The organism is Bacillaceae bacterium S4-13-56, from assembly GCA_040191315.1.
In the GTDB taxonomy this organism is placed as follows: Bacteria; Bacillota; Bacilli; order Bacillales; family JAWJLM01; genus JAWJLM01.
The window spans coordinates 63,120-80,647 of record JAWJLM010000011.1; the positions used below are offsets into that span (position 1 = coordinate 63,120).

Consider the following 17,528-nt stretch of genomic DNA (forward strand, 5'->3'; position numbering starts at 1 on the left):
TGCGAGATTGATACTTCAGAATAGTTTAATATTTTTTCACGAGTAACAAGATTAATCAACAATTAGCTTGCAATTTCGAGATAATTTGGAATAAAAAAGGTGAATGTTGTCCCTTCTTGTAACTTACTGTGGACAGAAATTGTCCCATTATGGGCTTCCACAATGTTTTTAACAATCGCTAATCCTAACCCAGTCCCTGTTTTCCCTTTTCCTCTTGATCGAGACTTATCAGCTTTATAAAATCTTTCAAATACAAATGGCAGATCTTCCTCTGATATCCCTGACCCTGAATCCTTAACAGAGAACTGCACACCATTTGATTGTTTTTGCACAATCAAATGAACATCTCCATTTTCATTAGTATGTCGGATTGCATTGTCAATTAAGTTTGTTAATACCTGCTCTAACCGATCGGGATCTACATTTAAGGAAGAAAGATCATTTGAAAAATCAAACTTCAATTGAATGTTTTGTTCTTTGGCTAGCCCTTGGAATTTACGTATGATTCGATCACAGAAGGTGCGTAGATCGACTTGATTAATGTTCAATTGGATGTGCCCTGCTTCCATTCGCGCTAGATCTAAAAGTTCATTTACTAGCCTGCCGATTCGTAATGACTCGTCATGGATAATAGCGGCTAATTCATTTTTTTCTTCCTTGGATTCAGCAATATCGTCCATGATCGCTTCACTATATCCTTGAAGCATAGATATAGGTGTTCTCAATTCATGTGAAACGTTTGCAATAAAATCCTTTCGAAGCTTATCCAATCTTCTTTCCTCTGACATATCTCGAATTACAGCTACAGCCCCCCTGACATATGACTGGTCATAGAGTGGAGTCATGATAATAACCCAATTCCTTCCTTGAAAGGCAAACTCAGCCATAACTTCTTTTTCAGTTGTAATAACCTGCTTCAAGATATCTTTTAATTCCATAGGCAAGACATTGTTCTCCTGGTCAGCTATCTTTCCTTTCTCGAAATACCATGATTCTAGAAAAGCGGTTGCTGGAGGATTGGTAACAAGCATCTCCCCTTTTCTACTTAAGGTGATGACACCATCTGCCATGGAACGCAATATTCCAGAGAGTTGCTCCTTTTCTTGACGTAACGCATTGATATGAAACTTTAATTGTCGTCCCATTCGGTTAAAGGCCATAGCTAATTCGCCAATCTCATCATGCGTTAAAATAGGTACTTTTGTATTAAATTCCCCTCGGGCAAGCTCAAAGGCCGCCTCCCTCATTTTAATCAGCGGAGAGGTAATTCTTGTTGATAAAAAGAAAGCAAAAATAGTTGTTAATACAATAGCTATCCCAGCACTTAAAAAAATGATTTTAGTAGTTTCAGAAGTTGTTTTTTCTACAATTGTTAAGGGCTGGTATACGTAAACTGCCCCATCTTGGTTCGGTAAAGATGTCCCTACAATAATAACTTCATTTGTCGAGTCTGGAAGTGTAGCCAGCTTTTTAACTGAAGTACTTTCCTCCATTACCCGACGCAACTCTTTGTCTTTGTTCAAAAATGCAGTAGAGATGGCCGGGGTCTTTTTCGCTTCAGAAGATGACATCCAAGTGGAATCTTCAAAAACGATAAACGCACGGCTATTTGGGTCAAGGATTCTTTCGGTAACAAAAAATATTAGTTCATCATTCTCACCATAATCCTCTACCACTTTTGCAATTTGTTCTGCATTTTGAAGCAACTCATCCTCTGCATCTATGACAAAGAAATTCTCAAAAAACTCTAATAACAATACTGTCAAAATGAATAATACAAAGGAAACTAAAAGTAAAATAGTAAACCATAGTTTACCTACTACACTTCTCCAAAACATCATTCACCAACTACCTCGAATTTATAGCCTACTCCCCAAACCGTTATGATCATTTTTGCTGCATCCTTAGAAACCTTATTTAATTTTTCGCGCAGTCGTTTCACATGGGTATCAACTGTACGCAGATCACCAAAGAACTCGTACTGCCACACTTCTTTTAATAGCAACTCGCGATCAAAGACTTTATCTGGAGCGCGGGCCAAGAAAAATAACAATTCATATTCCTTTGGTGTTAACCCTACTTCTTTACCATCTGCTAACACACGATGGGCATCATTATCAATCGTTAGATGTGGGAAAACTAAAACATCCTTAGTAGTCGTTTCAGTTTGTAAAAACTTTGTTGAAGAGGAACGACGCAAAAGTGCTTTCACCCTCAAGACAACTTCTCTTGGGCTAAATGGCTTCACTATATAGTCGTCGGTTCCAACTTCAAATCCTTGGACACGATTCGCTTCTTCTCCTTTTGCGGTTAGCATAATAACTGGAGTAGCCTTTTTTTCACGTATTTCTCGACAAACTTCAATTCCATCTTTTCCTGGCATCATAATGTCTAGTAAAATTAAATCGAAGTCCTTTTCTAGAGCTTTTTTTAAGGCATCGTCTCCATTATCCGCTTCATCCACTTCATAATTTTCCCTTTCCAAATACATACGGATCAAGCGTCTAATTCTTTCTTCATCATCTACAACTAAAATTTTAGCTTCTTTTTCCATAATAAGGGCCCCCCTTCTTATATACATAGAATAGCTGATTTCAAAGTTTGAGCAAAGAATTTTTTACAATATTTACGTTTATCATATTACGCATAGGAGTGAAGTCCAGCTATGATTAAGTTCACAACTATTAAATTAAACATAATAATAGCAAAACCTATAACTGCTAACCAAGCCGATTTTTCACCATGCCACCCTCTGGAAAGACGGAGATGTAAAAATGCCGCATAGAAGAACCATGTAACAAGCGCCCATACTTCTTTTGGATCCCATCCCCAAAATCGATCCCACGCTTCCTGGGCCCATATAGAAGCAAAAATAAGCGCTCCTAATGTGAAAACAGGGAAGCCAATAGTCACAGCCCGATAGGAAATTTCGTCGATTAAATCCGCATTGGCTCTTTTAAAGAAAGGTTGAAGAGCAGCACCAATTCTTTTTCTTAATAGTAGACGAAGCATACCATAAAGAATTAGCCCCACACTTAGGGACCACAGAAGTGTATTAAATTTACGAGCAGCATTTTCACCTTCCATCCAACTCGGAACGGTAAATAACGGTGCCATGACTTCTTCTTCAATCAGAACCGTATCGACTGGTGATACGATAGCTGGCATATGATATTCGATAGGCGTAGCTTCTTCATCATTTACCAATTCAAAAGTAGCTTGATAGTCCACTGCTCTAAATGAGGAAGTAACAAGTACAAATGCCAATGTGGCTAGTAAGCTATATAATACAAACTCTAACCAAAACGTCTGTTTGCTTTTCCTCGATTGATCAATGACTTTGATCAAGTAAATCAGTCCAGCAGCAAAGCTTACTGCTAATATAGCTTCTCCGAGTGCTGCAGTTGTGACGTGGATGTATAACCAGTGTGACTTTAAGGAAGGAACTAAAGGTGAAAGTTCCCTTGGAAACATACTAGCGAATGCAATAATGAGTAAAGCCACTGGGAGGGCAAATACTCCAAGGAAATTCACTTTGTATATAAAATGAATAATGATAAAAGCTAGTATAATCATCATTCCGAAGAAAGTAGTATACTCAAATAAATTACTAACTGGTGCGTGCCCACTTGCAATCCAGCGCGTTATAAAATATCCCACTTGAGCAATAAATCCAATGATGGTTAGTATGATTCCTATTCTAGCAGAAAAACCCTGTTTCTTTTGAACGTCCTTCTTATCTCGAATGGTTGCTGCAAAAAAAATAGTAGCCAATAAATAAAATATAAAGGCTGTAAACAGCAGATTCCCGCTTATAGTGAGCCAGTTATTCATTTTAATCCATCCTATTCTTTATAAATTTATTTCAATTCTTGTTGATCTACAGGTAGTTTGATGTCTGTATTCAAAAGCATTTTTTCCATTTCTCGTTTTAATCCAAACCAGTTTTTATTCGTATGTCCTGCGAGCCAAACTCCTTTTTCGGTAGGGTGTATCCAAATTCGTCTATGATACCAATACATACCTTGCACTACACCAATCATAAATATCATGGCTCCTATAAAGAACATCGGTAGTGAGTAGTCTTTTTTAACTTTTAATCCCGATGCAAATCTAGTTTCAAAGTTTGTTATGGATAACTTATAGTTGTTTTCAACCATTTCATTCTTAGATTCATCGTACTCATTTGGATCTAAATTAAAACCTATCCCCAAAAAACTTTTCTCGGGTTCGTCTTTCTCAGGTGGATATACAAGAAAAACAAATGCTGGGTAACGAGGATATTTAGATTTAGTTGATGGCACCCCGTCCTCTAGAAAAAATTCTGGATAAAACTTGTCCAATCTAACCTTTAATCCATTATCTAAAACGTACTCTTCCTTTGGGTCCTCCAAATTTACGGTAAATTCCCCAAGCGACTTTTCTTCCGGATCATTTTTTTCATGTAATTTAAAAGTCATTGTCCCGAATTCATTGTTTTGATAGGAAGCTTGATAGATAGAGTATCCTTCAATTTTCATTGCGTCATTGACACGAATCTCTCCGCGTTGAACTTCTTTTAGTTTTGGTTCTTGACCAATGATTGTATCTCCTTCTTTTTTATATATAACAACATCCGTTTGAAATAAACTTGGTATTAAAGCCCCTGTTTTTTTTATGGTTTCCCCAAAACGCGGATCGTTCTCGTCATAAAACTCTAATGTGAACTTTTCATTCTTGATATAGTATTCATAATTTGTATTTGGTACTGCTTTCATTTCCCCTTCCCGAAGCCATAATGAACTTTCGGAATACATAAAAGGAAAGGTTCGAATGATTGCAGCAATCAAGATAATGATTAACCCTATATGATTAACGTAAGGCCCCCATCTTGAAAATCTTCCTTTTTCAGCAAGGAGATGTCCATTCTCCTCAGTAATCTTATAGCGATGCTTTTTAAGTTGGTCCTTAACTTTTTGCATATCTTCCTTTGATACAACTTCAGTTTCAGAAAAAAGTCTTTGTCTTTTAAGAAAATTTTCATGTCGTTTAGGTTTTTGTTTTTTTAGCGCTCTATATAGAGGTACAAATCGATCTATACTACAAATAACTAAACTAATTCCAATAAGAGCTATCAGGAGAGTATACCACCAAGAGCTGTATAGGTTATGTAAGCCCAATTGGTAATATATTTTACCTAACAGCCCATAGGTGCTCTCATAATAAGTACTTGCAGGAGCGCTACCTGGAATGTATATTTCTTGGGGAAATATCGTACCAATGGCTGATGCAATAAGGGTAAGGATAATTAACCAAACCCCAACTTTTACAGAAGAAAAGAAATTCCACACTTTATCTACTATGGTTTTGTTATAGGTTTGGGACCTGCGTGCACTACCCTCATAACGCATATTCAAGAGGTTCTGTCCCTCGTTCCCGTCTACATGCTGATTCCCTTCAACAGGCTTTCCACACGCTTCACATAATACGGTTCCATGGGGGTTAACATGCCCACATTCGCATTTAATTTTATTCATTATTAAAACCCCTTCAAGTAACAATTTCATCTTCGTTTATTATACATGATGTTATTCAATGAACCATAGTAAAAACTACTTTTTTTTCTCAGCAAGAGCTCGAAGTTGTTTTACTTCATGAGGAGTTAACGCTCGATATTCTCCAGGTACAAGTCCATCAACGGTTAAAAATGCAAATCGCTCTCTTTTTAATTTTTGAACCATAAGCCTAATTCCTTCCAGCATTCTTCTCACTTGCCGATTTCGCCCTTCATGTAAAACCACTTGAATTATAGATTGGTTCTTCTGCTTATCCATAGATAAAATTTTGGCTGACACTGCCCTTAATTTTTCTCCATCAGAAATAACGCCTTTTCGCAGTTGATTAATATCGTCCTTGTTAGGAATGCCCTTTACTTTTGCAATATAGACTTTTTCTAACTCCGAACTTGGATGGATCATTTTCTGAGCAAAATCGCCATCGTTTGTTAATAACAAAACTCCAGTAGTATCATAATCTAACCGTCCAACCGGAAAAATTCTTTCTGGTACATTTGGAAAGAAATCAGTAACAACCTTTCTATCTTTGTCATCCTTTACAGCTGAAATAACTCCACGCGGCTTATAAAATAAAAAATAAACAGACTCCTCTTTCGATAAAGGAATGCCATTAACCTCAATTTCATCTTGGGTACTCGCCTTAGTGCCAAGTTCAGTAACTACTTTTCCATTAACTCTAACTTTCCCTTGGAGAATTAATTCTTCGGCTTTCCTTCTGGATGTTACTCCACTTTGAGCAATAATCTTTTGTAAACGTTCTCGACTATTTGTCATACAATCACCTGCTTTTTCTATTTGTTCTTAAGATAATATTAGTATACATAGAAATAGCGTTAACATCCCATGTTAACGCTACCCAAATACCATTGACACAATAAGAATTGATGCTATTATACCAATTAAATCAGCTAATAGTCCAACCTTTAGAGCATCTCCCATTTTTCTTATCCCAACCGCGCCAAAGTAGACTGTAATAATATATAAAGTGGTGTCTGTACTCCCTTGCATAGTGGAGGCTAGTCTTCCAATGAAGGAATCGGCGCCATAAGTTTGGATTAGTTCTGTTGTCATTCCTAAGGCCGCCGTGCCCGAAATGGGACGGACGAGAGCCAAAGGAACAATTTCGGATGGAATACCTATTAGATTTAACAAAGGTTCAAGAAACGATGTGAATGCCTCCATAGCTCCAGAAGCCCTAAAAATAGCAATGGACACCATCATTCCTAATAAAAACGGCAAAAGATTACTTGCAATTTTTAACCCTTCTTTTCCTCCTTCAACGAAAGCTTCATAAGCTGGAACTTTTCGATATAATCCAACTAATAGGATAAAAAGGATTACTCCAGGAATAATCCACGTACTTATAGTTCCAATCCACTCCATTATACCCCCCTCCTAATCCGGAGAAAATGAAAGAAGCGATCAATAATTAAAGCTCCAATGGTTGATATTGCAGTGGCTACAATGGTAGTTCCCACAATTTCCGTAGGTGATATCGACCCATATTTTATTCGAATAGCAATAACTGTTGTCGGAATCAAGGTCAAGCTTGATGTATTTATAGCTAATAGAGTAATCATAGAGCGACTGGCATCATTCCTTCCATGTAACCTTTTCATCTCCTCCATGGCTTTTATTCCCATAGGAGTTGCGGCGTTACCTAAACCAAATAAATTTGCTGTAATATTGGAAAGAATATATCCCATTGCTGGATGATCTGGAGGAATATCTGGAAAAATGCGCGTTACGATTGGACGGAAAATTCTAGATAAAGCTCTTAAGACTCCTCCATATTCAGCTATTTTCATCATTCCTAACCAAAACACTAATACACTAAGTAAACCAATCGTAACCGCTACTGCCTCTTCCGCACTTTGAAATAGTGCTTTATTTACTTCATCCATTGTTCCATTAAACATGGCAAAAATTATTCCTATAACCGCCATAAACATCCATATGTAATTAACCATCAGTTATTTCACTCCGATCAATTGGAAAAAGACTTCCATAGTCAAAGACATGATCGAATGTTTATTCTTCGGATTTGTAGAAACTACATTTGAGGAGGCTATTTCTTGATCATCCAACTCATAAAACATCCTTCCAAGTACGTCACTGTTTTTTTCTTGTTTAGGTATCCACTTTGCTTCTACTCTTGATACTTCCTCTTGGGTCAGCGGATATTTTTTTGAATTAGGGAAATAGGCTGTCCGATCGTCAAAGATCCATTGTTCAGAAAGCTTTCCTTCTTTTTGTAAGGTCTCTAATTTAAAATTTTTAAATCCCCACTCAAATAAGGCCTGATGATCATTCCAATCATCTGGAGCATTTAATGTTACTGCAATTAAGTCCATTCCATCCTTATGTGCAGAAGAGACAAGCGTTCTCCCTGCTGCTCTCGTATACCCTGTTTTTCCTCCTGTACAATACTCATAATACGCTGTTAATAGCTTATTTTTATTTTTCCAGCTATACGTACGATTTTCTGATTTATACCATTCAGTTCCAGAAATCTTCCGAAATGTTTCATTATCCATCGCATGTTTCATAAGTAAAGCCATATCATAAGCTGTAGAATAATGAGACTCAGAGTCCAAGCCATGCGGATTATCAAAAGAACTGTTTTGCATCCCAATCCATGCTGCTTTTTCGTTCATAAGATAACTAAATCCTTCTACGCTACCCCCTAGATATTCTGCAATAGCGACAGCCGCATCATTACCTGATCTTAGCATCAAACCATAGACTAGATCCTTGAGTTTGATCTTTTCTCCTTCCTCTAAGTAAATGGAAGAACCTTCCGTGTGTGTGGCATTCTTACTTACGGTAACTGTTTGATCCATCTTTCCTGACTCAACAGCTATAATTGCAGTCATAATCTTTGTAATGCTTGCGATTAATCTTTCCTCATGTGCCTTTTTTTCATAAAGGATTCTCCCAGTAGATTGTTCTATTAAAACCGCATTTCTAGCTGACACATTAGGCCCTCCAGAAGCAGAAACGGTTACAGTAAAGCTAATCCAAAGAATTAATCCGATGATCCCAATCCTTCTCACGTAAGTTCCTCCCATCCGCTCTTTGTTATCAATGTATGAAAAAGAGGACGGGCTTATGATTCCTAAAAAAAGAAAACCCCTTTAAGAAGGGGTTTCAGTGTCATCATGCATCACAATTTTTGTTCGATAATCCGTTTCATAATAGGCAAGCTCTTCTCTTATATCTTGAAATGGTTTTTCAAGTTCTCTAATTAATTGAGAGAAGGATGGCGGGGCATCCTTATAGAAGCGAATCGCATTTTTTCCTGTGTAAGCTGCTCGACTATTTTCATACCATGGTTCTTCCTTTGGAGAAAAGAACTCAGAAATACATTGATGATAAATAACATATAAAGTTTTTTCAGCAGCAGACTTTCGAAAGACTTCAGATTTTAGGATAACTTCTACAGCATCTTGTGCTTCATTGCAAAAAACTTCTAACCTCCGAAGTGTGGCAAGTAAATGACGATAATAATCTTGATTCTCATTTTTCACTTCCTGCTGAAGTTCCTTTAAATTATGGTTGTCCAAATAATCCGCCATTTTATTGGTCACTTGATCCAAAAAAGTCTCCACTTGTTCCATTTGTGACCGAACGAGTGTATTGCTCATTTCAATCCCTCCCAAGGGCACGAAGTTGTATTTAAAAAGGTAAGAAAGTATAAAACCTGACTAGCTTCAGCGATAAAATTTACCAAGCCACAATCTCAGTTTTTGTTCCGAGCAATAGCATGAAAGAAAGCTACTTAGAGCTTCTTCACAGAATCAAGAGCTTTTCTTGATTCCAGGGACAGCCTATCCATTAGAGTTGGTTCCCCCATCTCGGTAGATGATTATGGCGCTTGAGTTTTACTGATATTGCTATTGTATGATTAATCTTCAATAAAAGATGTATTTGATTCTAAATAATAACTTTCACCATCGGCAATCTTCATACAAAGTTGTTGCATTGAGTCCCATTTTATGTCTTTAAATATTTTTTTATAGTCTTCCAGTTCACTTATATACACTTTTTTTCTGGATTTCCATTCTGGATTCCTGATCAATGCAATTAGGGCTACTACGTCTTTTAGATCGACTGTTTTCTCTCCGAATATCATAATTGGATCACTCTCAAAAGGGGTGAATTCTGATCGTAATTCATCGAAATAACGGACATAGAGTAAAGAAAAAACATGATCTTCACCATCAATATCTAAAAGCACTTCCGAACGATTAAAGAAATCCTCGGGTGAATTTGATTTTTCTTTATCTAACTCATATCCATGGATCTGTTTAATTTTCATTTTCATTCCTCCACTTCCCAATTTACCCTTTTATCATACCACAAAAAATATTCATAGGAACAAAATACTTCATTCCTCTAGGGGTGATGCACTATATCTTCTTAGAAATAAGTCAGGACTACCCTCTTCTTCTCCCAGTACGTTTTCTTCTGGCAAAGGAGGTAAGTCTTCCAAGCTTGATAAACCGAAATACGTCAAAAAATTAGTTGTGGTGCCGAATAATATAGGTCTACCAGCACCTTCCTTTCTTCCTTTTTCTTCAACCAACCCTCTCGATACAAGTGTTTGGATCGCACGATCACTGTTGACCCCCCGCACTTCCTCTACTTCAACACGTGTTATCGGTTGACGATAAGCAATAATAGATAATGCTTCTAGTGCAGCTTGAGAAAGCCTGGAAGCTTGTGGAGATTCCATTAATCTTTGAAAGTAAACAGCGTGCTCCGGTTTTGTGGTCAACTGATAAATTTCTCCAGACCTCATGAGCATCATTCCACGTTGTGTATTTTCATAATCATACTTTAATTCTTCAATCACTACATCTATCGTGTTTAAATCCACCTCTAGAATGTGGGCTAGTTGTTTTTTAGTTAGTCCCTCATCTCCGGATGCAAAAAGCAAACCTTCAACAACAGCTTTCCATTTTACTTCTTCCATACTACTTCCTCCATCTTGAACACTCGGATTTCTCCAAAATGTTCATTTTGCACGCAATATACGTGATGACCTTTCATCAGTTCCAAAATAGCAATAAAAGTAACAACAATGTGATTCCTGCTTGCTATTGGAAATAATTGATGAAATAAAATCCCTTCTGAACTATATTCTAACGACAAAAGGATTTCTTCCATTCTTTGTTGGATTGGAATTTCCTGTTTTTGCACCCTTGTTTCAAGTGGTTCGTCCCACTTTTTTCTTTCTAACATTTTTTTCATTGCAGCAATCATGTCAAATAAAGAAACCTCTAGTGGGGCAGGGCTAGAATCTGAATTTTTGTACTCCTCTAATCCAGTTGGAGGTCTAGTATATACCTGATTTTGATCAAGTTCTCTCTGTTGCAGCTCGTGTGCAGCTTCCTTATATTTTCGGTATTCTATGAGTCGCCTCATTAACTCATCCCTAGGGTCTTCTTCTTCTAAATCTAAATCTTCAGGTTCCAATTCTTGTCTGGGAATCAACATGTAACTTTTCATAGCCAGTAAAGTAGCAGCCATAACGAGGTACTCACTAGCGATATCAAGCCTTAACTCCTTCATAGTATGTATATACGTCATATACTGCTCTGTGATCGTTGACACGGGAATATCATAAATATCTATTTCATACTGTTGGATCAAGTGTAATAACAGATCCAACGGTCCTTCAAAAGCTTCTAATTTTACACGATACATTTGATCCATAATGAAATTTCCTCTCCAAAAAAGGATAATTCTATCAAACGCCTACACCAATATTAGGATACCGGCATATGTTACAACGTAAGATAAATCTTACCGAAAAAACGGGAATTCGTTAACAAATTATTTCAAGGAGGTAATAAAAATGGGTGCTACAGGTTATGGCGCTGGATTTTCTTTAATAGTAGTGTTATTTATTCTACTAATTATTGTAGGTGCTGCTTGGTTCTAAAACAATAGTAAGAGAAGGGGCGTACTTTTACGTCCCTATTTTTGTTCCAAAATAAAGTATAAAATATGTCTAACTCCAGCGAAAAAGCTTCATCGAGTGATCTTCGAAGTTTTTGCCCCGAATAATCGCACAAAGGAAAGCTACTTAGAGCTACTTTGCAGAAACAAGTGCTTTTTTGTTTCGAAGGCGCTTGCGCTTTTCTTATGCCATATCTTTTTTCCAAATACATCATATGTTAAACTTTATCATAACGTCCTCCTATTTGAGTAGTTATATTTAAAAGGGTGAATTATTTATGTATGATTCTGCTTATATTGATTATTTGGCCCATTTACATGGTACAAGAGATTATTTTGAATGTCACGAATTGTTAGAAGAGAGATGGAAAAGGGATCTGCCATTAAAAAAAGATGCAATCCTTGTTGGGTTTATACAATACGCCGTATCTCTCTATCATTATCGTAGAAATAATTATGAAGGAGCCATACGTACACTTGAAAAGGCCATGACCATCTTTTCTGAAAAAGAGTCAGAAATACAAGAATATGGTATTGACTCTCCACATTTTCAAAGAAAACTAACAGAGCTTTTTCAAACAATGAAGGCTAAGAAGCCTTATAAAAGTATAAATATCCCACTAAGTGATCCTATTCTTATTGAAAAAGTAAAGAAAAGATGTCTTGAATTGAACTGTACCTTTGGAGATCAAAGCAATTTACAAGACAAGTTATTAGTTCATAAGCATAAAAAAAGAGATAGAACCGAGGTTATTCAAGAAAGGTTACAATCACTACAAAAAAAAACTAAGGCAAAATAGCCTTAGTTTTTTATAGTATCTTCGTTTGATTTTCGCATTTGTTAATAAATCTATCAGTTTGTTGATTTGCTATAATTTTGAATTTTTCTCCAAAAAGTTGCTTTACTTCTTCTACCATTTTCTTTCCAATCCCCTGATTACGATGGGAAGGATTAACACTAATGTGTTGAATGATCACTTTGTCTTCTTCAAAACGCACTCCGATAATACCCAGAATATCTTCTTCCTTCCATAAGTAAAGCTCCCAACTCGAGTTTTCCTCATATTCTTTAATTGTTTGTTGTAACTTCTTTACATCCTTTTCTTCTGGCATAAAAGAAAGTAACCCCATTGCAATTTTTTCAAAATTTTTCTTGAAACGCACCAACATAATTATCCCTCATTATTCGTTAGCTTTTCTTTCAATCAATAGGAACAGACTCAAATAACAAAAATGTTACTACTATTTATGACTGAATTTTTCTTATTTGTCAATCCTACCAGATAATAAATTACCAAATAAATGGTTATTTATAAAAAACTTTTTTTACTTATTATCCCCACTTAGTAAGAAACTATACTTCAAATTTAATAATTTCTCAACCGAGTCGATTTTCTCACCTAAATGTTTCTAAAATTCTCCATCCATCTGATTTTTTAGTGCCTATTCGAAAGGGTATCAAGTTAATTATTGACATCCAGGCATTAAAATAAATAAAAAGCTGAATAGAATGGGGAGATCGATCAAGGATTGGAAAGAAAAAAAGAAAAATAAAAAGATTAAATAATGGTCCACCTAAACTAATAAAACGGTCCGAAATAATGCTCGGAGAGTTTAATTCAATTTGAGTGGAAGCTCCTCCAATAAAAAAGAAACGTAGGATAAATCTAATGTTTGACCATTTCAAGCTATGAACGACCCTCCCCCTTCCAAGATTTATTTCAATCTTATGTATATGGAAAAAGGACGCAGCAATTACATGACCTAATTCATGAAAAATTAGAGTAATGGGCGCAAAAATAAACAAAAATATTAATAAATCCATAACCTCTCCTATAAACATTTTTTCTTACATCTAGAATACTCTTTTTCTAAAAAAAGAAAAAGAGGTTTAACTAGCATAAAGGAATCATACCGTCTCAGAACGAGAAAAGAGCTTACTTACGTAAGCTCTTACTCTTCTACAATATGAACTTCCTTCATTCGATCGCCTTGCTTGATCTCATCTACGTTTTCCATGCCTTCTACCACTTTTCCAAACACAGTGTGTACTCCGTTTAGATGTGGCTGTGGTTCAAAAACAATAAAAAACTGACTACCGCCTGTGTCCTTGCCAGCATGGGCCATAGAAAGAGAACCTCTTTCATGTTTATGAGGATTTCCCTCTGTTTCACATTTAATTGTATATCCAGGGCCACCTGTTCCAGTTCCATTAGGACAACCACCTTGTGCAACGAAACCAGGAATCACACGATGAAAATTCAAGCCATTATAAAATCCTTCTTTAATTAACTTTTCAAAATTAGCCACTGTTCCAGGTGCTTCATTAGGAAATAATTCAATTTTGACTTGTCCACCTTTTTCTAAGTCAATCACTGCATATTTGCTCATATATTGCTTGCTCCTTCCTTTATCAAGATTGAATACTTCTCGATTATACGATAAAGAAACACAAAAAGAAAATAATGGGGGAAACTTTCTCTTTCTTCCACTGTTGGTTTTTTTCTATTATTTCTTATATTCTAAGTCTAAGCGAACTAGATCTTCAAAATCTTCTCTTTTCACAACTAATTGATGATTGCCGTTTTCCACAAAGACGACTGCCGCTTTTGGAAAACGATTATAATGATTAGCCATAGCATATCCATAAGCTCCCGTGGAAGCCACTGCTAAATAATCACCAGGATCAATGGAAGGAACTTTTAAATCCCAAATTAACATATCACCTGATTCGCAACACTTACCTGCAATGGAAACTAGCTGACTAGGCTCTTCTTCTAGTTTATTTGCAACTACGGCTTGGTATTTTGCCCCATATAATGCTGGGCGTAGATTATCTGTCATCCCTCCATCTACGGATGCATAAGTTCTTACCCCTGGAATTTCTTTAATAGACCCAAGACTGTATAGCGTAGTTCCTGCATCACCTACGATAGAGCGACCGGGCTCAATCCATATTTCAGGAATATCCATTTGGTAAACTTCCACTTGTCTCTTAACCTCTTCAACCAATGCCTCTACATATTTAGGTAATGGAAGTGGTTCATCATCAGAAGTGTACTTTATACCAAAGCCCCCACCCACATTAAATACTGCAGGTGTAAAATCTAGTTTATTTTTCCAATCAGCAGAAGCCTCAAACAATTTTCTGACAGCCATCACAAACCCATCAGTTTCAAAGATTTGAGAACCTATGTGACAATGGATTCCATCGACCTGGAAGTGGGGATCTTGTAGTAAAAGCTGTAATGCTTTTTCCACCTGTCCACTTTTTAAATTAAAGCCAAATTTCGAATCCTCTTGGCCTGTTAAAATATAATCATGGGTGTGTGCTTCAATTCCAGGAGTCACACGGATTAGCACTCTCATTTTATGTTCATGTTTTTTTAATAGATCTTGTAGAAGGGCTATTTCATAAAAGTTATCAATTACGATACAACCTATATCCTCTTTTATGGCCATTTCCAGTTCTGCTACACTCTTATTATTTCCGTGCATATGAATCTTTTTTCTTGGAAAACCAGCCTTTATGGCTGTGTAAAGCTCTCCTTGTGACACAACGTCCAAACTTAGCCCCTCTTCCTTTGCTAATTGAACCATAGCTACTGAAGAAAAAGCTTTACTAGCGTATGCAACCTGTGACTTAACACCTAATTTCTCAAAAGTATCCACAAAACTACGTGCATTCGTACGTATTTTTTCAACATCATATATGAATAGCGGTGTTCCGTAGATTTTTCCTAACTCAACAACATCAACACCGTTTATCATTAAATGGTTATTTTTTATTAAATTTTCCAAAACCAACACTCCCTAAAAATCTATTCCCACCGTCGAAGATCAATATCTAGTAAAAGATATAAAGTCATTATACTTTAATAAAGGGAAAAATTTAAGTCCTGAATAAAAAAAGGGAAATTAGAAAAAGCTACACGGGTTAGCCGAGTAGCTTTATGGTTGCCTATAATTATTTTGCGGATGAACAATTCTTGGCCTTTCTTTAGATGCTGGCACTGATACACGGATCAGGATATTTAGAAGAGATTTTAAATCAAAAGGCAAAAATGGCCATAGATAAGGGGTATTAAATGAGCGAGTATGAGCCAAAAAGAGCAACAGTAACGTGGTACCAATTAAGAAACCATTAACACCAAAAATAGCAGTGATTATTAACAAGGCTACTCTTGCGATTTTATTAGCTACTCCCAATTCATAACTTGGGGTAGAAAAGGACCCAATTGCACTAATAGAAACGTATAAGATAACCTCAGGAACAAATAGGCCCACATCAATAGCAATTTGTCCAATCAATACTGCTGCTATTAACCCCATAGCAGTTGAGAGTGAGGTAGGTGTATGAATGGCTGCAATTCTTAAGAACTCAATCCCTATATCCGCTATGATTAGCTGTAAAACGACTGGTATATTGCTTTCTTCATTTGGTCCAATAAAACTTATCTCCTCTGGTAACAATGAAGGGTCTTGTACAAAGATAAGCCAAAGTGGTAACAGAAATAAGGAAGCGAAAATTCCCATAAAACGAATCCATTTGACGAATGTTCCAACAGTTGGGGATTGACGATATTCTTCAGCATGCTGTACATGGTGAAAAAAAGTTGTTGGAGTAATGATCATACTAGGCGAAGTATCCACCATAACTAAGACATGTCCCTCTAAAATATGTGTTGCAGCCACATCGGGCCTTTCTGTATATCTAACTAAAGGAAATGGGTTGTAACCTTGTTTTACCATGAACTCTTCTACTGTTTTTTCTGCCATGGTAATTCCATCAATCTCTATTGCTTCTAACTCTGATTTAATTAATTTTACAAGACCAGGATCAGCAACATCTTGTAAATATGAAATACAAATATCCGTTTTTGAACGTTCTCCTACACGTAGAATTTCGTTTCTTAATCTTTCATCTCTAATTCTTCTTCTCGTTAAAGCTGTATTCTGAATAATATTCTCTGTATATCCGTCTCTCGATCCACGAATAACTTTTTCAGTATCAGGCTCTTGCGGAGATCTTCCAGGATAACTTCTAACATCAACAACAAATGCCTCTTTTTCCCCGTCAATAAACACAACTATCAACCCTGCCAGTAATTGGTCAACGACTTCATCTATTGTCTCTACACTTGTTACCTGTTGATGCACTAAACGATTTTCTATAATTTCTTTCGTATTTTTACCAGGAGTTTCTTTATTGTTTAAGGAAAGTAGAGTTTCTAGTATTTCAATAATAAAAGCACTCTCACAAAGTCCTGTTAAGTAATAAATATGGATCTCTTTTTTTAAGATGGTTAGTTTACGAAAACCAACATCAAAGGATACCCCTACCCCAATGTGATCCCTCATAAATTCATCAACTTGTTTGATTTTCGGAGAAATGGGGGTTTTTTTATCTGTTTTCAAGTAATTCCCTCCCTCTCTAAAATAAATTTCAAGGCTTTTTTTGTAATTGGGGATCCTTTTTTTACATCATCTTTCCCATGCATTTTACCGATATCACCAATAGCGATAACATTGGGGATTGGTAATTGATCTAAAATATAAACAGTGTCACCGTTTATTCTTTGACCCTCTAGTTCGATGACCCCCTCTTTGTCTACACCAGCCCCAACAAATTCTCCATCTTGAGTGATGGCCAAATCTATTCTAGTCCACTCAGAATGTCGAGTGTGAGAGGCCACAGCTAAAGCCCCAATGATTACAATGTCAGGATGGTCAAATAAGGCCTGTATCACTTTTTCTCCAGGACCAATACCCTGAATCCCAGCATCATCAACCAAGACATAGATAGGATCTTCATTGATTGAGAGGATTCGTTGAATGAAATCATTCGGCTCAATTTCTGTAGGGTTTGATGCAAAATCTGCTAGACAATACCCACCTATTTCCTTGCTTATCGTTATAACTGATTTTCTTGCGTATTCATCTGCATCTGTAATGATAATAACTCTTTTCATTTAGGCTCGGTCCTTTCCTAATAAAATGGTTTTG

The 17,528-nt window shown here is 36.4% G+C and carries 20 protein-coding genes; 2 read left to right on the forward strand and 18 right to left on the reverse strand.

The features are described 5' to 3' along the window. Window positions 1–62: 62 nt before the first annotated feature. From RZN25_05260 to RZN25_05315, 12 genes are all read right to left on the reverse strand, one after another. Window positions 63–1,841: an ATP-binding protein gene (locus tag RZN25_05260; GenBank protein MEQ6376231.1), complete on the reverse strand. Its 1,779-nt coding sequence runs from the start codon at window positions 1,839–1,841 to the stop codon at window positions 63–65. After that, window positions 1,838–2,554, reverse strand: coding sequence for a response regulator transcription factor (locus RZN25_05265; GenBank protein ID MEQ6376232.1), 717 nt, complete (start codon window positions 2,552–2,554; stop codon window positions 1,838–1,840). Before RZN25_05265 ends, RZN25_05260 begins: the two co-directional genes overlap by 4 nt. A gap of 86 nt (window positions 2,555–2,640) precedes the next feature. Next, a complete protein-coding gene (gene ccsB, locus RZN25_05270) occupies window positions 2,641–3,834 on the reverse strand; it encodes a c-type cytochrome biogenesis protein CcsB (protein ID MEQ6376233.1) in 1,194 nt (397 codons plus the stop codon). A 26-nt stretch (window positions 3,835–3,860) separates the two neighbouring features. Next, window positions 3,861–5,516 carry a cytochrome c biogenesis protein ResB gene (locus RZN25_05275; GenBank protein MEQ6376234.1) on the reverse strand — a complete coding sequence of 552 codons (1,656 nt, stop codon included), beginning with the start codon at window positions 5,514–5,516 and terminating at the stop codon, window positions 3,861–3,863. Window positions 5,517–5,591: 75 nt separating this feature from the next. Then, window positions 5,592–6,329: a pseudouridine synthase gene (locus RZN25_05280; protein ID MEQ6376235.1), complete on the reverse strand. Its 738-nt coding sequence runs from the start codon at window positions 6,327–6,329 to the stop codon at window positions 5,592–5,594. A 78-nt stretch (window positions 6,330–6,407) separates the two neighbouring features. Then, window positions 6,408–6,938, reverse strand: coding sequence for a spore maturation protein (locus RZN25_05285; protein ID MEQ6376236.1), 531 nt, complete (start codon window positions 6,936–6,938; stop codon window positions 6,408–6,410). Continuing rightward, window positions 6,938–7,525 (reverse strand): nucleoside recognition domain-containing protein, encoded by a 588-nt coding sequence (locus RZN25_05290; protein ID MEQ6376237.1) that lies wholly within the window; start codon window positions 7,523–7,525, stop codon window positions 6,938–6,940. The genes RZN25_05285 and RZN25_05290 overlap by 1 nt, the downstream gene beginning before the upstream one ends. Window positions 7,526–7,528: 3 nt before the next feature. After that, window positions 7,529–8,626 (reverse strand): D-alanyl-D-alanine carboxypeptidase family protein, encoded by a 1,098-nt coding sequence (locus RZN25_05295; GenBank protein ID MEQ6376238.1) that lies wholly within the window; start codon window positions 8,624–8,626, stop codon window positions 7,529–7,531. A gap of 66 nt (window positions 8,627–8,692) precedes the next feature. Beyond that, window positions 8,693–9,202 carry a DUF3907 family protein gene (locus RZN25_05300; protein ID MEQ6376239.1) on the reverse strand — a complete coding sequence of 170 codons (510 nt, stop codon included), beginning with the start codon at window positions 9,200–9,202 and terminating at the stop codon, window positions 8,693–8,695. A gap of 260 nt (window positions 9,203–9,462) precedes the next feature. After that, on the reverse strand, window positions 9,463–9,876 hold the full coding sequence (locus RZN25_05305) for a hypothetical protein (protein MEQ6376240.1): 414 nt from the start codon (window positions 9,874–9,876) through the stop codon (window positions 9,463–9,465). Window positions 9,877–9,945: 69 nt separating this feature from the next. Next, window positions 9,946–10,533 (reverse strand): SMC-Scp complex subunit ScpB, encoded by a 588-nt coding sequence (gene scpB, locus RZN25_05310; protein ID MEQ6376241.1) that lies wholly within the window; start codon window positions 10,531–10,533, stop codon window positions 9,946–9,948. Beyond that, on the reverse strand, window positions 10,521–11,276 hold the full coding sequence (locus RZN25_05315) for a segregation/condensation protein A (protein ID MEQ6376242.1): 756 nt from the start codon (window positions 11,274–11,276) through the stop codon (window positions 10,521–10,523). The genes scpB and RZN25_05315 overlap by 13 nt, the downstream gene beginning before the upstream one ends. Before the next feature lie 142 nt (window positions 11,277–11,418). Here RZN25_05315 and RZN25_05320 point away from each other — a divergent pair, with 142 nt between their 5' ends. Together RZN25_05320 and RZN25_05325 are read left to right on the forward strand one after the other, a co-directional pair. Then, on the forward strand, window positions 11,419–11,505 hold the full coding sequence (locus tag RZN25_05320; GenBank protein MEQ6376243.1) for a YjcZ family sporulation protein: 87 nt from the start codon (window positions 11,419–11,421) through the stop codon (window positions 11,503–11,505). Window positions 11,506–11,800: 295 nt separating this feature from the next. Beyond that, entirely contained in the window at window positions 11,801–12,322 is a 522-nt protein-coding gene (locus tag RZN25_05325; protein ID MEQ6376244.1) for a DUF309 domain-containing protein, read from the forward strand. Between the two features lie 10 nt (window positions 12,323–12,332). Here RZN25_05325 and RZN25_05330 read toward each other — a convergent pair whose 3' ends face one another. The 6 genes from RZN25_05330 to RZN25_05355 all read right to left on the reverse strand — a co-directional run bounded on the left by RZN25_05330 (window position 12,333) and on the right by RZN25_05355 (window position 17,494). Then, window positions 12,333–12,692, reverse strand: a complete 360-nt coding sequence (locus tag RZN25_05330) for a GNAT family N-acetyltransferase (GenBank protein ID MEQ6376245.1) — start codon at window positions 12,690–12,692, stop codon at window positions 12,333–12,335. A 226-nt stretch (window positions 12,693–12,918) separates the two neighbouring features. Continuing rightward, complete coding sequence (locus tag RZN25_05335) at window positions 12,919–13,365, reverse strand: site-2 protease family protein (protein ID MEQ6376246.1); 447 nt, start codon at window positions 13,363–13,365, stop codon at window positions 12,919–12,921. Window positions 13,366–13,475: 110 nt separating this feature from the next. Next, entirely contained in the window at window positions 13,476–13,913 is a 438-nt protein-coding gene (locus RZN25_05340; GenBank protein MEQ6376247.1) for a peptidylprolyl isomerase, read from the reverse strand. 117 nt (window positions 13,914–14,030) lie between these two features. Beyond that, window positions 14,031–15,323 carry a diaminopimelate decarboxylase gene (gene lysA / locus RZN25_05345; protein ID MEQ6376248.1) on the reverse strand — a complete coding sequence of 431 codons (1,293 nt, stop codon included), beginning with the start codon at window positions 15,321–15,323 and terminating at the stop codon, window positions 14,031–14,033. A gap of 150 nt (window positions 15,324–15,473) precedes the next feature. Then, on the reverse strand, window positions 15,474–16,940 hold the full coding sequence (locus tag RZN25_05350; protein MEQ6376249.1) for a spore germination protein: 1,467 nt from the start codon (window positions 16,938–16,940) through the stop codon (window positions 15,474–15,476). Further along, window positions 16,937–17,494 (reverse strand): stage V sporulation protein AE, encoded by a 558-nt coding sequence (locus RZN25_05355; protein ID MEQ6376250.1) that lies wholly within the window; start codon window positions 17,492–17,494, stop codon window positions 16,937–16,939. The genes RZN25_05350 and RZN25_05355 overlap by 4 nt, the downstream gene beginning before the upstream one ends. Window positions 17,495–17,528: the final 34 nt, after the last annotated feature.

Coding starts and splice junctions, on each gene's coding strand:
- RZN25_05260 (MEQ6376231.1), bottom strand. CDS start 1,841: ATGATGTTTTGGAGAAGTGTAGTAGGTAAACTATGGTTTACTATTTTA.
- RZN25_05265 (MEQ6376232.1), bottom strand. CDS start 2,554: ATGGAAAAAGAAGCTAAAATTTTAGTTGTAGATGATGAAGAAAGAATT.
- ccsB (MEQ6376233.1), bottom strand. CDS start 3,834: ATGAATAACTGGCTCACTATAAGCGGGAATCTGCTGTTTACAGCCTTT.
- RZN25_05275 (MEQ6376234.1), bottom strand. CDS start 5,516: ATGAATAAAATTAAATGCGAATGTGGGCATGTTAACCCCCATGGAACC.
- RZN25_05280 (MEQ6376235.1), bottom strand. CDS start 6,329: ATGACAAATAGTCGAGAACGTTTACAAAAGATTATTGCTCAAAGTGGA.
- RZN25_05285 (MEQ6376236.1), bottom strand. CDS start 6,938: ATGGAGTGGATTGGAACTATAAGTACGTGGATTATTCCTGGAGTAATC.
- RZN25_05290 (MEQ6376237.1), bottom strand. CDS start 7,525: ATGGTTAATTACATATGGATGTTTATGGCGGTTATAGGAATAATTTTT.
- RZN25_05295 (MEQ6376238.1), bottom strand. CDS start 8,626: ATGGGAGGAACTTACGTGAGAAGGATTGGGATCATCGGATTAATTCTT.
- RZN25_05300 (MEQ6376239.1), bottom strand. CDS start 9,202: ATGAGCAATACACTCGTTCGGTCACAAATGGAACAAGTGGAGACTTTT.
- RZN25_05305 (MEQ6376240.1), bottom strand. CDS start 9,876: ATGAAAATTAAACAGATCCATGGATATGAGTTAGATAAAGAAAAATCA.
- scpB (MEQ6376241.1), bottom strand. CDS start 10,533: ATGGAAGAAGTAAAATGGAAAGCTGTTGTTGAAGGTTTGCTTTTTGCA.
- RZN25_05315 (MEQ6376242.1), bottom strand. CDS start 11,276: ATGGATCAAATGTATCGTGTAAAATTAGAAGCTTTTGAAGGACCGTTG.
- RZN25_05320 (MEQ6376243.1), top strand. CDS start 11,419: ATGGGTGCTACAGGTTATGGCGCTGGATTTTCTTTAATAGTAGTGTTA.
- RZN25_05325 (MEQ6376244.1), top strand. CDS start 11,801: ATGTATGATTCTGCTTATATTGATTATTTGGCCCATTTACATGGTACA.
- RZN25_05330 (MEQ6376245.1), bottom strand. CDS start 12,692: ATGTTGGTGCGTTTCAAGAAAAATTTTGAAAAAATTGCAATGGGGTTA.
- RZN25_05335 (MEQ6376246.1), bottom strand. CDS start 13,365: ATGTTTATAGGAGAGGTTATGGATTTATTAATATTTTTGTTTATTTTT.
- RZN25_05340 (MEQ6376247.1), bottom strand. CDS start 13,913: ATGAGCAAATATGCAGTGATTGACTTAGAAAAAGGTGGACAAGTCAAA.
- RZN25_05355 (MEQ6376250.1), bottom strand. CDS start 17,494: ATGAAAAGAGTTATTATCATTACAGATGCAGATGAATACGCAAGAAAA.